The sequence below is a fragment of the Pedococcus soli genome, assembly GCF_054782575.1.
Genome location: NZ_BAAGSF010000004.1, coordinates 1,399,574 through 1,412,538, shown reverse-complemented (window position 1 = coordinate 1,412,538; position 12,965 = coordinate 1,399,574). Strand labels below are relative to the sequence as shown.

Below are 12,965 nucleotides of genomic sequence, written 5' to 3'. Positions count from 1 at the left end.
CTCCCTGTCGGGTGGGCCGGAACGGACGGCCACCACTCTTCCACGTCCGTGCGCCCGGACCTCGGCGTCAGAGGGTGGCGGCGTCCACGGCGGCAGGGTCGTCGAGGGGCAGGTTCAGCGTGAACGTCGAGCCGAGTCCCTCGACCGAGGCGGCCGACACGGCCCCACCGTGCTGGCTGGCGATGCCGCGGACGATCGACAGGCCGATCCCCGTGCCCTGGATCGCCTGCCGTTGGGCGCTGCTGGACCGGAAGAAGCGGCTGAAGAGCTGGTCCTGCTCGTCCTCGGGGATGCCCATGCCGGTGTCCGACACCGAGAGCAGGGCGTTCGTGCCGCTGTGGGACACGCGTACCGTGACGGCACCACCGTCGGGGGTGAACTTGATGGCGTTGCTCAGCAGGTTCATGACCAGTCGCTCGAGCTGACCGGCATCGGCGAGCACCGGCGTCGGTTGGCTGCCGACCTCGAGGTTCATCCGCAGCCGCCGGTCGCGCAGCAGCGGCGCGACCCCCTCGAGCGCGCCCTTGGCGGTGTCGCGCAGGTCGTGGTTGCGCAGGACCGGGGTGTTCGCGCCGGACTCGAGCCGGGAGGCGGTGAGGAGGTCCTCGATGAGGACCATGAGGCGTTGACCGTTGCGCCGGATCCGGCCGAGCATGTCGCGCTGGTCGGGGTTGACGTCGCCGCCCACCCCGTCGATGAGCATCTCCGTGTAGCCGACGACGCTCGTCACGGGGGTGCGCAGCTCATGGCTCACGGACGAGACGAACGTGGACTTCGCGTCGTTGAGGCGCTGGAGCTCGACGACGGCCTCGCGCTCCTTGACCAGGGCCGCCTCGAGGAGCTGGCGCGCACTGTGCTGCTCCGTGGTGTCGACGAGCTGGGCGGTGAACATGTAGTGGGAGCCGTCACGGTTGAGGGTGGAGAGCACCAGCTCGATCCACCGCGACGGGTCCTGCGCGAGCTGGACCTCGCCGCGCCACCCCTTGCTGGTCTCGGCCATGATCGCCAGCATTCCGGCGCGGACCTCGGAACGTCCCGGCTCCAGGAAGTTCTCCAGCCAGTCGCCGTCGGACAGCAGGGCCCCGCGGTCCTGGCCCAGGAGGCGGGCCGCCACGTCGTTCGCCTCGATGGCGCGGGGGTAGGCGTCCTCGCAACGCAGGATGAACATGCCCAGCATCGCGTCGGCGAACCCGTGCCGGAACACCTCCTCGCTCTCGCTGACCCGGGCCAGCAGCTCACGGCGCTGCATGACCGTCAACGACAGGGGCAGCACGGTGAACGCGCACACGGCCAGGAACGCCTGCACCAGCGAGGCGACGGTCTCGGGCCGGAGGTTCGACCCGGACGCGCTGAGGGCGAACGGACCGTGGCCGCGAGCAGTGAACACGCTGACGAGCACCCCGACGCAGAGCAGCTGCAGCGAGGTCGTCCGCAGGGAGTTGCGCAACGCGCTCCAGACCAGGACGGGGATCGCCACGAACGCCACGGGGACCTGCTCGGTGAGGCCGAACACCACCGAGGTGCTCACGACGACGCCGGTCCACTGAACGACCCGCTCCCACGGCCGGCGGTGGATGGTCGGACCGGTGCGCAGGAACAGGGGGAGGATCACCAGCAGGGCTGCGAGGTGGGACGCGGCGACCGAGCGCGCGGTGGGCAGGAACGGTGCCGGCGTGAGGGCCGTGGCACTGAGCCCGCCGAGCGCGCCCGCCACCACGGCACCGCAGAACGCCGCGAGCAGCAGTCGCCAGAAGTCCTGCATCGTCCGCAGCGAGCGCCCCTGGCCGCCGTAGCCGAACATCAGCAGCGCGACCACGACGCACTCGGCCAGGTTGGCGAAGGCGAAGCCCGCGGCGGAGGGCACGTGCCGGCCACCGATGACGTTGGCGGACAGGCACACCAGCCAGATGCCGGCGAGCATGACCACCCGCTGGCGGCCGCGGGCGAGGAGCACGCCGCCTGCGCTCACCCCCGCCGCCGGCCACCACGCAGCCACGGTGGAACCCACCGGCGCCAACCGGACGGACGTCAGCATGAGGACGAAGACGACCGCGAGGACCGCGACACCGACGGCCACCTCCCTCGGGCGACGAGGGAGGCCCTTCCCGTATGCGGTGAGGCCGGCGATGGTCATGTCAGCAGTCCCTCTGCATCGGCAGGTCGGGGATCACGACCGGTGCGGGAAGTGCAAGTGCGGCACGCTCGGTGAGCAGCTGGGCGACCACCGCCATGATGTGCGCCGTGCTGAACGGCTTGGTCACGTAGTGGTTCGCACCGGCCAGCAGGCCCGCGTCGATCTCGAACGGCGACGTCCGCGAGCTGACCAGGATCACGGGCACGTGCACCAGGTGCCGCTGCCGCCGGATCCACCAGCAGACCTCGATGCCGCTCAACCCGGGCATCTGGACGTCGAGGAGGATCACGTCCGGGGTGATGTCCTGCAGCCTCCGCACCGCCTCACGGCCGTCCTCCACGAGGACGGTCTGGGCGCCGGTCCTGCCCACGGCCAGCGACAGGAGATCGCGGATGTCCGCGTCGTCGTCGGCGATCAGGGCAAGGGGCATGAGTCCACGATCTCCCATCACGTGCAGGGACGGGCTCGAAATGGAGGGGGAACCATCACGAGCCCGTCCCGGGGCAGTGACGGCAGGTGCGATCAGGGGTCTCGCACCGCCGCCGTCTTCGGTGACGTCCGCGCGCCGACCGGGGGACGTCGGCACGGGTTCATCAGGGGGTGGACGGACTCGAAGAGTGCAGGGAGGTCTCTACGAGTCCGTCCGGTCGCCGGGGTCCTGCAGGGGGGAAATCCAGGACCGTCATGACCGGCACCGCGTGGTGCCGAGACCCATTCTGCGACGGTCGGCGTGAAGGAGGCGATGAGCAACCCCCCGCACCGCGTGAAGATGGCGTGAAGATCCACGAAGGTCCTGGCCGACGAGGGCCAGCGGGAGCGACCGCGCGCCAGGGAAGCCGTCGCGATGCCGACCCACGCGTCCACCTGTGAGCTACGTCGATTGTGCCCCTTGTGCACCTTTGTGTCTCTAGACTCACGGAATGGCTCGACTGATGGTGGTCGATGACGAGGCGCAGATCGTGACGGCGCTGACCCGCGGCCTCCAGCGGGAGGGATACGACGTCGACGCGTCCCGGAACGGACTCGATGCCGTCTCCCTCGCCGCGTCCAGCGCCCCGGACCTGATCGTGCTCGACCTCAACCTCCCGGACATCGACGGGATCGAGGTGCTGCGCCGGATCCGCTCGTGGAGTTCGGTCCCGGTCCTGATCCTCTCCGGCGACGGGGAGGAGGAGCGCAAGATCGCGGCTCTCGACGAGGGCGCTGACGACTACCTCGAGAAGCCGTTCAGCCTGGGCGAGCTCCGCGCCCGCGTGCGGGCGCTGCTCCGGCGGTCGGGCGCCACCCCGGACTCGGCCACCCTCAGCACGGACGGCCTCGACGTGGACCTGGCCATGAAGACCGTGGAGCTCGACGGCGTCGCCCTGCGGCTCACCCCGACCGAGTGGCGCTTGCTCGAGCTGTTCGTGGCGCAGCCGGGCAAGCTGCTGACGCACCAGTGGCTGATCGCCCGCATCTGGGGCGCCGGCCACGGTGAGGAGACGGTGCAGACCCTGCGGGCCCACCTGCGCTCGTTGCGGGCCAAGCTCGGCGACGACTCCAAGGAACCGCGGTTCGTGCGCACGGAGACCCGGATCGGCTACCGCTGGGTGCCGACCGTCGTCGCCGGCGTCGCCCAGGCAGGGACCGGCCAGGGTGGGTGAGCCCGTGGACCACCGCGTGCGGAACACGCTGGCCGCCCTGCGCGGCTACCTCGAGCTGGCCAGGGAGGCAGCCCGCGGTGAGGCGGGTCGGCCGGAGGACGTCGTGCGCGACCTCAGCGACAGCCTTGCGTCGCTGACCAGGCTCGAGCACCTCCTCGGGGTGCATGCGGACGACGGCACCGCCGACCACGGCGAGGGCGCCCACAAGGACGTCGAGGACGTCAGGGACGAGGGATAGCCCCCAGGCCTCAGAGCCGGGTCGCCTCCGCGAACCGCTCGGGGAACGGAAGGTCCGGTGACACCGAACGGATCGCCCGTGCCACGACGGTGAGCAGGGCACGGGTCTGGAACGGCTTGCGCACCACGGCGAAGGCCCCCACCTCGAGCGCCTCCACCTCGATCTCGGTCTCGACCGAGGCAGTGAGCATGACCGCCGGCACCGTGGCGCCCGTGTGACGCATGGTGGTCAGGACCTCCATGCCGTCGACGTCGGGCATGCGCAGGTCCAGGACCAGGCAGTGCGGGTCGACGTCCGACACGGCCGCCAGAGCCGCGGCCCCGTTGCCGACGGTGGTGACCCGGACCCCGACGTAGGAGAAGACGCGCTCGATGAGGATGCGGATGTCCTCATCGTCCTCCGCGACGAGGACACGGACGTCCTGGCTCTCCAACGCGCCCCCCTTTGTCCCTCATCACGGCTTTTCGCCACCCCGGAGAATTGTCACACAGGACTTCGGAGACCACCGGGGTTCAGGTGGGCCGTCCGGGCCGTGGACGATCGGGGCGGGTGGTCAGTGGTGCAGGTCATCCAGGAGGCAGCTGGCGGCAGCCGGGGGCAGCCGGAGGCAGCCGGGGGCAGCCGGGGGCAGCCGGGGGCAGCCGACGGGTCAGCCGGAACGGTCGCCCGGGTCGCGGTCGTCGCCGACGGTCACGGTCCACCCCGCGCCGCAGGCGAAGCACTTGTACCCGGGGTTGTCGCGCCGGATCGAGCTGCCCGGCCCGCGGTCGGCCGACTGCACGACGGTCGTCTTCTCGCTGCCGCACGACGGACAGTGGACGCTCCAGTCGGCAGCACGCGACCGCGCATCGGACCTCGACTCGACCTCGCTCTCGGACTGCCTGCTGCCCCACGACATCGAATGGTCCGAGTTCGGGCTGCTCGGTTGCCGCCTGTCCTCGGGAACTCTCGAACGGTTCGGGCTCATGACGCCTCCGCCACGAGGTCGACGACGAGGGCGCGCAGCGCGTCGCGCAGCTCGCCCAGGTCCTCACTGCACAGGCGGGTCTGGTCCACCACGTCGTACTGCGCCAGCGAGGCCCCCTGCTCGAGCGCGCGACCCTCGGGGGTCAGCGACACGATCGTGACCCGGGCATCGGCACCGTCGACCTGGCGCTCCACGAAGCCGGCGCTCTCGAGTCGGCGCAGCAGCGGGCTGAGGGCGTGGGTCGACAGCTGCAACCTGCCGGCGATGTCGCTGATCGGGCGGTGGTCGGACTCCCACAGCACCATCATCACGAGGTACTGCGGGTAGGTGAGACCGATGCGCTCGAGCAGCGGACGGTAGGCACGGGTGATCTGGTTGGTCGCCGCATACAGGGCGAAGCACAGCTGGTCGTCGAGCCGAAGATTGGTGGGGGTGGTCACGAGCGCTCCTTCCGGCCGGGACAGAATATACATCACGCGCGATGTATTCGACTCCACGCCCGACGGAAGAGCCCGGGACAACGCAACCGGACGATCGACCCCTCCGGTCCCCGGGTCACAAGTGGGTCAACTTGTGCCCCGACATCTGCCAAGACGCTTCCCCCGGGGACCGACGGCGGCCCACACTGGGCCTGCCGCCGACGCGGGGTCAGCATCCGGGGGGATGGCTGATCCCGCGGCGGCACCAACAGGTGCCGGGCCGCGCCGTCCGCTCAGCGGGCCAGACCGAGGTCCGGTATGACGACGGCGGTCGGGGCGCGCAGGGCCGGCGTCGTCGCTGGGCGGCTCGTCCGGAACTTGGCGATGACCCCGAGGATCTGGGCCTGGGTGAACGGCTTCGTGACGTAGTGGTTCGCGCCGGCGAGCAGCCCGGCGTCGATCTCGAAGGGCGACGTGCGGGCGCTGACGAGCACGACGGGCACGTGGGCGAGGTGGCGCTGGCGCCGGATCCACCAGCAGACCTCGATGCCGCTCAACCCGGGCATCTGGACGTCGAGCAGGATGAGGTCGGGGTGCAGGTCCTCGAGCAGCTGGACCGCCTGCCGGCCGTCCTCGGCCAGGACCGACTGGAGCCCGGCCGCGCCGACGGCCAGGGACAGCACTCCGCGGATGTCCTCGTCGTCATCGGCGATCAGGGCGATCGGCTGCCCGCTCGGGCCCCTCATCCGGCCGCCACCGTCGGCGCACGTCGAGCACCCAGGACCCTCGGGGGAACCAGTGTCGACACAGTGCTCGCGCCTCCTACGACGGTGCGGACAGGAGGTGATTGAATTTACCGCCGGCGCTCGAAGCGTGAGGCGTGATTGGGAAATCCCTTCCCGTCCGAGGCTCAGGGTCACTTCAGGACGTCGCTGCTAGCCTGCCTGCCCACATCCAGACCGACGGGGCTTCGCGTGAGACGTTGGAACGCTTGGTCACTGCAGCGCCGTGTCCTGGTGGTCTCCGCGGCCGCAGCGACGATCGTCATCGTCCTCGGCGTCGTGGCCTTCGCCACGGCCCTCGACCGCATCCTCTACAGCGCCGCCCAGGAGGCGGCCCGCAGCCGTGCCACCGAGATCAGCGCCACGATCGCCGGCGGCGAACGGTCGGCCGACCTCGCCCTCCTCGACGTGACCAGCCAGGGTTCGCTCCTGCAGGTCATCGACAGCCAGCAGCGGGTCGTCGCGTCGTCCGAGTCGGCCCTGGCGCGGTCCCCGCTCACCGCCCTGCGCCCCGCTCCGGGATCGGTCGACGTGGCCCAGGAGGCGACGATTCCCGGTGAGGTGGGCGAACCCCACGCCGTGGTCGCGCAGGGCGTCGCCGACCCGTCGGGGGCGGCATACGTGGTCGTGGTGGCCAACCCGCTCGACGTGGAGGCCAACACGGTCCGCACCGCCACGCTGCTGCTCGCGCTGGGCGCGCTCGCGGTGCTGGTCCTCCTGCTCATGCTGATCAGCCGGATCGTCAAGCAGGCCCTGATGCCGGTCGAGCGCATCCGCAGCGAGGTCGCCCGCATCACCAGGGTGCGCGGGCGGGGTCACATCACCGTGCCGCCGACCGGCGACGAGATCGCCCGGCTCGCCCAGACCATGAACCTCATGCTGGCGCGGTTGGAGCAGGCGGACGCGACCACGCGCAGGTTCATCTCCGACGCCTCCCACGAGCTGCGCAGCCCCCTGGCCACCATCCGCGCGGCGATCGAGGTGTCGCGCTCGGACCCCGACCGGGACGCCGTCATCCACGGCGAGGTCCTGCGGATGCAGCACCTCGTGGAGGACCTGCTGACCCTGGCCAAGGCCGACGACGGCCTCCCGCTGACCCTGCAGGAGGTGGACGTCGACGACCTGCTCGAGGGCGAGGTCCGCCGGCTGCGCGCCACCGGCGAGGTCCCGGTGACTGCCTCGATCACCGCGTCCCGCGTCGTGGGCGACCGCCTCAAGCTGGGCCAGGCGCTGCGCAACCTCGTCGACAACGCGGCCGCCCACACCCAGGGCGGCGTGTTCCTCGGCGTGCAGCCGCAGGGGGACGACGTGGTGATGACCATCGACAACGACGGTCCGCCGGTCCCGCTGGAGCAGCGGGAGGCGGTCTTCGACCGGTTCGCCCGCCTCGAGGAGTCGCGCGAGCGCGACAGCGGCGGGAGCGGGCTGGGGCTGGCCATCGTCCGGACGATCGTCGAGGCGCACGGCGGTGTGGTGCGGGCGACCGAGACCCCGGACGGTCAGTGCCGGTTCGAGGCTCGTATCCCCGTGGTGCCGGCGCCGGTCACCGCGGAGGCGACCGAACCGGTCACTGGGGCGTTCCGCCAGACACCGCCATGAGCCGGTAGCCCATCCCCCGCACCGTCTCCAGGGACGTGACACCGAAGGCGACGTCGATCTTGCGGCGCAGGTAACCGACGTAGACCTCGACGATGTTGTCGCTGCCGTCGAAGGCCTGGTCCCAGACGTTGTCGAGGATCTCCGCCTTGGACAGGACCACCTCGGGGTGGCGCATCATGAACTGCAGGACCGCGAACTCCTTGGCAGTCAAGGCGATCGAGTGCCCGTTGCGGCTGACGGTGCGCTTGTTCGGGTCGAGCTGCAGATCGCCGACCGCCAGCTCGACCGGGCGGACAGGGGCACCGCGACGCACCAGGGCGCGCAGCCGCGCGACCAGCACGAGGAAGCTGAACGGCTTCGTGAGGTAGTCGTCGGCCCCGAGGTCGAACGCGTCGGTCTGGTCGTAGTCGCCGTCCTTGGCGGTGAGCATCATCGCGGGCGTCCAGATCTTCAGCTCGCGGATGTTCTTCAGCACGTCGTAGCCGTTGCGACCGGGCAGCATGATGTCCAGCACCATGACGTCGTAGGGGTTCTCCGTCGCGAGCCACTGACCGGTGATGCCGTCGTGGGCGACGTCGACGACGAACCCCTCGTTCGTCAGGCCGCGGCGCAGGGTCTCCGCCAGGGCTTTCTCGTCCTCAACGAGCAGGACCCGCATGGGCTGAACCCCTCACGTCGTGCTGCTGCTGCCGGGCCGACCCCACGGTGAGGGCGAGGCCGAGGACTCCGACAGCCAACACCCAACCCGCGATGACGTCGGTGGTCCAGTGGTAGCCGAGGTAGACCCGGCTCGCCCCGATCGCGGCGCTGGCGAGCGCCCACGCGGCCACGGCCGCCACCCGGCCACGCCGGTGGGCCCGCGGCCAGAGGACCAGCATCACCACGAGCCCGATGAACACGGTCGAGAACAACGTGTGGCCGGAGGGGAACGAGTACCCGGTGTCGACCGGCCCCACGACGAACGCGGCCGGCGGGCGGTGCCGCCCCAACAGGTGCTTGACGCCGAGCGTCAGGACCCCCGCGGCCGCCATGGTCGCACCGAACAGGACCGCCCGGGCGCGTTCCCGCCAGACGAACCACAGCAGGGCCAGGGTCACCACGGTCAGCAGGCCGATGGCCACCTCGCTGCCCACGGTGCTGACGACCTCCGCGGCGAAGGTGAGGCCGGGCACTCTCAGGTCGGCCACGGAGGACGCGATGCCGGGGTCGTACGACGTGAGGTCGGCGTTCTCCGTCACCCCGTCGACGAGGCCGGCGAACCCGGCCAGGGCCGCGGCAGCGACACCGGCTCCGGCGAGGGCCGGGGTGCGCGACGAGGTCACCACCAGCGCGCCGGGCACGGCGAGCCGGGGTGCGGCAACGGGTCGACGGCTCACAGGTTCACGCGCTCACTCTCTGGTCGCCGGTAAGGTCACCGGCCAGCGGTCAGGATCACACCACTGTCCCGCTGGCCGCCTGAACGATTCCTGAGGAAACTCTCTCAGGAACCGTTCAGGACCGCCGGGCCACAGTGTGGTGACGTGGACCGAGGTCGGCATCGAGGGGCAGTCATGGACAGGAACGCCGCGCGCGTGGTCGCGGACCGCGCCTCCGTGCCCCTGCGTGCCATCGCCGCCATGTCGCTCGCCCTCACCGTCCTGTGGTGGGCCCTGCCGAAGGTCGCCGGGGTCGGCTGGGGGCAGATCGGCTCGACCATCGGCGACATCTCGGCCCGCGTCGCCGTCGGGCTCGCCCTGCTCTGGGCCTGCGGGCTCCTCGCCCACTCCTTCGTCCTCACCGCCGCCCTGCCGGGGCTGAGCCGACGGCGCGCCCTGACCCTGAGCCTCACCGGCAGCGCGGTGTCCAACGTCATCCCGTTCGGCGGCGCGCTCGGTGTGGCCCTCAACTTCACGATGGTGCGCGCCTGGCGGTTCCACCGCAGCGCCTACGCCACCTTCGTCATGGTCACCAACGTCTGGGACGTGCTGGCCAAGCTCGCCCTCCCCCTCGTCGCCGTCGTCATGATGACCGCGGCGGGCGCGCTGCCCGGCCGGGCGTTGCAGACGTGGGCGATCGTGGGTGCGGCCCTGATCGCCGCGCTCGTCGCGGTCGGTGCGGCCCTGCTCACCAGCGACCGGCTCGCCACCGGCGCGGCCCGCCTGGTGGCGGCGGCTGCTCGCCGGTTCCGCCGTGGTGACGGCGTCTCCGCGGCGCGGGTCCAGGTCGAGCTGCTGGAGTCGCGTGACCGCGTCCGCGGGATCGTCAGCGCCCGCTGGCCGCAGCTCACCACGGGGATGGCCGCATATGTCGCGCTCCAGGGCGCGCTGCTGTGGTGCTGCCTGCACGCGGTCGGCATCGACCTGCCCGTGTATGCCGTCATCGCCGCCCTGGCCACGGACCGCGTCCTCAGCCTCATCCCCCTGACGCCCGGCGGCGCGGGGTTCGCCGAGGTGGGGACCGCAGCCGCGCTCATCGGGTTCGGTGCCGACCCGCTCGGGGTCGCCGCGGGGGTCCTGCTCTACCGCGCCTTCACCTTCCTCCTGGAGATCCCCGTGGGCGGCGTGTGGCTGGGCTGCTGGTTGGCCCTGCGGCCCCGGTCCGGGACGGCGGCCGCGTGAGGATCCTGCACGCGACCGACACCTACGGGCCCACCGTCGGCGGCATCGAGGTGCTCGTCCGGGCCCTGGCCGAGAGCCAGGCCGCGGCCGGGCACGAGGTCACGGTGCTCACCCGGACCCCGGGCCCTGCCGATGTCGGTGGACCCGTCGAGGTGTGCCGCGACCCCCGCGCGTTCGCCACCCTCCTCGCCTGCACCGACGTCGTCCACGGTCACGTCTCTGCCTACTCCCCCTTGACCCTCCGCTCGGTCGAGTCGGCGGCCAAGGCGGACGTCGCCGCCGTGGCGACCGTCCACTCCGTCTGGGGCAGCGCCTGGCCGTTGTTCAGGGCGTGCGCTGCCGTCCGGGGGTGGCCAGACCTGCCGATCCAGTGGGCGGCCGTGAGCGACGTGGCCGCGGGCCCGGTCCGCCGGGCCATGGTCGGCCGCGACGTGCTCGTCATCCCGAACGCCGTCGACACGGCCTACTGGACCCCGGCGCTCCCGGCCCGGGTCTCCCGCCACGTCACCCTCGTCTCGGTGATGCGGATGAGCCACCGCAAGCGACCCCTGGAGCTCGTGGCGGCGCTGCACCGCATGCAAGGGCTCGTCCCCGCGGGCACCGCGGTCACCGCCCTCCTCGTCGGCGACGGACCGCTCCTGGGGCGGGTGCGACGACGGATCAGGCGCCTGGGCATGGCGGACTGGGTGCACGCCCCCGGCGACCTGTCGCACCGACAGCTGCGCGACGTCTACCGTCGCGCGGACGTGTACGTCGCTCCCGCGACCCTGGAGTCCTTCGGCCTCGCGGCGCTGGAGGCGCGTGCCGCAGGGTTGGCGGTCGTCGCCCGGCACGGCACCGGTGTCACCGAGTTCGTCACCCACGGCGTCGAGGGCCTGCTGGCCGGCGATGACCGGGAGCTCGCGGAGCACCTCGCCCGCCTGTGCACCGACGACCTGCTGCGGCAGCGCATGGTGCGACACAACCACCACGTCCCACCACCCCTGGACTGGTCGCAGGTCAGCGAACGCAACACCGCCGCATACGTGCTGGCGGGTGCGGTCGACTCGCGACCGGCCACCCCCACGACCTCGCCCAGCACGCCCCCGTCGACCCCCCTGCCGGCGGGTGGTTCGTGGGCGAGGACGGACCAGTCCGAAATCAGCGACCCCTGCGCTGTCGGCTGGTCGTCGGTGCCTGGCGGTCTCGACCGCCAGGCACCGACTCCCCTCCCCCTGAGCCGGACGGCAGCCCGACCGAGCTGAACGTCGGTCAGCCGAGGGTGGTCACCGGGACCCCGAACCTCGCGACGCGACGGACGACGTCGTGGTGACCCCAGGACCTGGTGCGCGTGGTCGGCAGGGCCAGCAGGATCTCGTCGACCGGCTCGCTGAGGACGGTCTCCTCCACAGCTTCCACGGGGTCGTGCCGGATGGAGACCGAACCGATCACCCGCCGGCCCGCTGCGGCCTCGAGGTCCGGCAGCGTCTCGAGCAGGATGCACTCGGCCTCGAACGCCAGGTCCCGGCGCTCGGGGTGCAGGAGGTGCAGCTCGGCCCGTGCCGGGTTCAGCACCACGAGCCGGAACTGCACGTCCTCGTCCCGGACCCGCGCCGCCACCGCATGGAGCAGCGCAGGCGAGGGGGTGGCACTGTCGGTGACCACCAACACCCTCGTCCTGCGCTGCACCACGTCTGCCTCACTCTTCGTCGGGCCGCCGATCCTCGAGCCGGCCCGGTGCCGACGTCAGACCTGTCGGTCCTCCACCGGAGTCGCCTGCTCGGCACGGAGGTTCGCCCGCTCCGTGCGGTCCTTGTGGGTCACGCTGAGGTAGACCACCACGGCGAGGATGGTGCCGAGGAACAGGACGCTGGTCCCCAGCGTCCCCAGGCCCGCTCCACCCTCGTCGCGCGCCGAGGCGAGGAAGTCGCCGATGTTGGCGCCGAGGGGGCGGGTGAGGATGTAGGCAAGCCAGAAGCACAGCACCGGTCCGGCGCCGAGCTTCCAGGCGGTGAGCACCGCGGCGATCAGCCCGAGCGGCAGCAGGACCGAGGCGCCGGCCGACCAGCCGGTCAGCTCCAGCGTCCAGTCGCCTGCGGCCGTGCCGAGCGCGAAGGTCACGAGGACCGTGAGCCAGTAGAACGCCTCACGCGGCGTGGTGACGATCGAGTGGATGGAGAGGGTGCGCTCCCGGGCGTACCAGACCGCGAACACGGCGGCGAGGGCCACGGTGAACACCGCCGTGCTCACCCAGAGCAGCACGCCGACACCGTCGGTGAGGTTGTCGGTGAGGAGCGTGCCGACCACGCTGATGAGCACCACCGCCAGCCAGTAGACGGCCGGGACGTACTGCCGCAGCCGGAACTGGGCCACCAGGACCGCCACGAGCGCGACCGAGAACACCACGGTGGTGTTCGTCAGCCCGAAGCCGAGGGTCTCGTTCACGTAGTCGGCGAAGCTCTCCCCCACGGTGGTGCACAGGATCTTGATGATCCAGAAGTACACGGTCACCTCGGGGACCTTGTTGAGCATCGTGCGCTGTCGTGCTGGTGCGAGCGTCGTCATGACCCCACGGTCCCAGCGCCGCCCTGAGCGGACCCTGAGCCG

15 protein-coding genes are annotated in these 12,965 nt (G+C 71.5%); 5 read left to right on the top strand and 10 right to left on the bottom strand.

Features of this window, described 5'->3' with window-relative positions; all coding sequences use genetic code 11:
* Nucleotides 1-67: 67 nt before the first annotated feature.
* Complete coding sequence (locus ACYVKF_RS12790; RefSeq protein ID WP_460966806.1) at nucleotides 68-2,134, bottom strand: sensor histidine kinase; 2,067 nt, start codon at nucleotides 2,132-2,134, stop codon at nucleotides 68-70.
* Between the two features lies 1 nt (nucleotide 2,135).
* Nucleotides 2,136-2,564 carry a response regulator gene (locus ACYVKF_RS12785; protein ID WP_460966804.1) on the bottom strand — a complete coding sequence of 143 codons (429 nt, stop codon included), beginning with the start codon at nucleotides 2,562-2,564 and terminating at the stop codon, nucleotides 2,136-2,138.
* A gap of 490 nt (nucleotides 2,565-3,054) precedes the next feature.
* Here ACYVKF_RS12785 and ACYVKF_RS12780 point away from each other — a divergent pair, with 490 nt between their 5' ends.
* Nucleotides 3,055-3,777 carry a response regulator transcription factor gene (locus ACYVKF_RS12780; protein ID WP_082553316.1) on the top strand — a complete coding sequence of 241 codons (723 nt, stop codon included), beginning with the start codon at nucleotides 3,055-3,057 and terminating at the stop codon, nucleotides 3,775-3,777.
* Between the two features lie 16 nt (nucleotides 3,778-3,793).
* Complete coding sequence (locus tag ACYVKF_RS12775) at nucleotides 3,794-4,015, top strand: hypothetical protein (RefSeq protein ID WP_460966802.1); 222 nt, start codon at nucleotides 3,794-3,796, stop codon at nucleotides 4,013-4,015.
* Between the two features lie 10 nt (nucleotides 4,016-4,025).
* Here the strand turns inward: ACYVKF_RS12775 and ACYVKF_RS12770 are convergent, their stop codons facing one another.
* From ACYVKF_RS12770 to ACYVKF_RS12755, 4 genes are all read right to left on the bottom strand, one after another.
* Nucleotides 4,026-4,448, bottom strand: coding sequence for a response regulator transcription factor (locus tag ACYVKF_RS12770; RefSeq protein ID WP_460966800.1), 423 nt, complete (start codon nucleotides 4,446-4,448; stop codon nucleotides 4,026-4,028).
* Nucleotides 4,449-4,664: 216 nt separating this feature from the next.
* Nucleotides 4,665-4,913 (bottom strand): hypothetical protein, encoded by a 249-nt coding sequence (locus tag ACYVKF_RS12765; protein WP_056916535.1) that lies wholly within the window; start codon nucleotides 4,911-4,913, stop codon nucleotides 4,665-4,667.
* Between the two features lie 65 nt (nucleotides 4,914-4,978).
* Nucleotides 4,979-5,422 carry a MarR family winged helix-turn-helix transcriptional regulator gene (locus ACYVKF_RS12760; protein WP_460966798.1) on the bottom strand — a complete coding sequence of 148 codons (444 nt, stop codon included), beginning with the start codon at nucleotides 5,420-5,422 and terminating at the stop codon, nucleotides 4,979-4,981.
* Nucleotides 5,423-5,694: 272 nt separating this feature from the next.
* Nucleotides 5,695-6,147, bottom strand: coding sequence for a response regulator (locus ACYVKF_RS12755; protein WP_460966796.1), 453 nt, complete (start codon nucleotides 6,145-6,147; stop codon nucleotides 5,695-5,697).
* A 228-nt stretch (nucleotides 6,148-6,375) separates the two neighbouring features.
* On the opposite strand from ACYVKF_RS12755, the gene ACYVKF_RS12750 reads away from it, so the two are divergent.
* Nucleotides 6,376-7,782 (top strand): sensor histidine kinase, encoded by a 1,407-nt coding sequence (locus ACYVKF_RS12750; protein WP_460966794.1) that lies wholly within the window; start codon nucleotides 6,376-6,378, stop codon nucleotides 7,780-7,782.
* On the opposite strand, the gene ACYVKF_RS12745 is transcribed toward ACYVKF_RS12750, so the two are convergent.
* Nucleotides 7,751-8,440, bottom strand: coding sequence for a response regulator transcription factor (locus tag ACYVKF_RS12745; RefSeq protein WP_460966792.1), 690 nt, complete (start codon nucleotides 8,438-8,440; stop codon nucleotides 7,751-7,753). The genes ACYVKF_RS12750 and ACYVKF_RS12745 overlap by 32 nt on opposite strands.
* Nucleotides 8,421-9,158, bottom strand: coding sequence for a phosphatase PAP2 family protein (locus tag ACYVKF_RS12740; protein ID WP_460966790.1), 738 nt, complete (start codon nucleotides 9,156-9,158; stop codon nucleotides 8,421-8,423). The genes ACYVKF_RS12745 and ACYVKF_RS12740 overlap by 20 nt, the downstream gene beginning before the upstream one ends.
* A gap of 174 nt (nucleotides 9,159-9,332) precedes the next feature.
* On the opposite strand from ACYVKF_RS12740, the gene ACYVKF_RS12735 reads away from it, so the two are divergent.
* Nucleotides 9,333-10,379 (top strand): flippase-like domain-containing protein, encoded by a 1,047-nt coding sequence (locus ACYVKF_RS12735; protein WP_460966788.1) that lies wholly within the window; start codon nucleotides 9,333-9,335, stop codon nucleotides 10,377-10,379.
* A complete protein-coding gene (locus ACYVKF_RS12730) occupies nucleotides 10,376-11,623 on the top strand; it encodes a glycosyltransferase family 4 protein (RefSeq protein ID WP_460966786.1) in 1,248 nt (415 codons plus the stop codon). The genes ACYVKF_RS12735 and ACYVKF_RS12730 overlap by 4 nt, the downstream gene beginning before the upstream one ends.
* Before the next feature lie 7 nt (nucleotides 11,624-11,630).
* Here ACYVKF_RS12730 and ACYVKF_RS12725 read toward each other — a convergent pair whose 3' ends face one another.
* Nucleotides 11,631-12,023: a hypothetical protein gene (locus ACYVKF_RS12725; protein ID WP_460966784.1), complete on the bottom strand. Its 393-nt coding sequence runs from the start codon at nucleotides 12,021-12,023 to the stop codon at nucleotides 11,631-11,633.
* 81 nt (nucleotides 12,024-12,104) lie between these two features.
* Nucleotides 12,105-12,923 carry a COG4705 family protein gene (locus ACYVKF_RS12720; protein WP_460966782.1) on the bottom strand — a complete coding sequence of 273 codons (819 nt, stop codon included), beginning with the start codon at nucleotides 12,921-12,923 and terminating at the stop codon, nucleotides 12,105-12,107.
* Nucleotides 12,924-12,965: the final 42 nt, after the last annotated feature.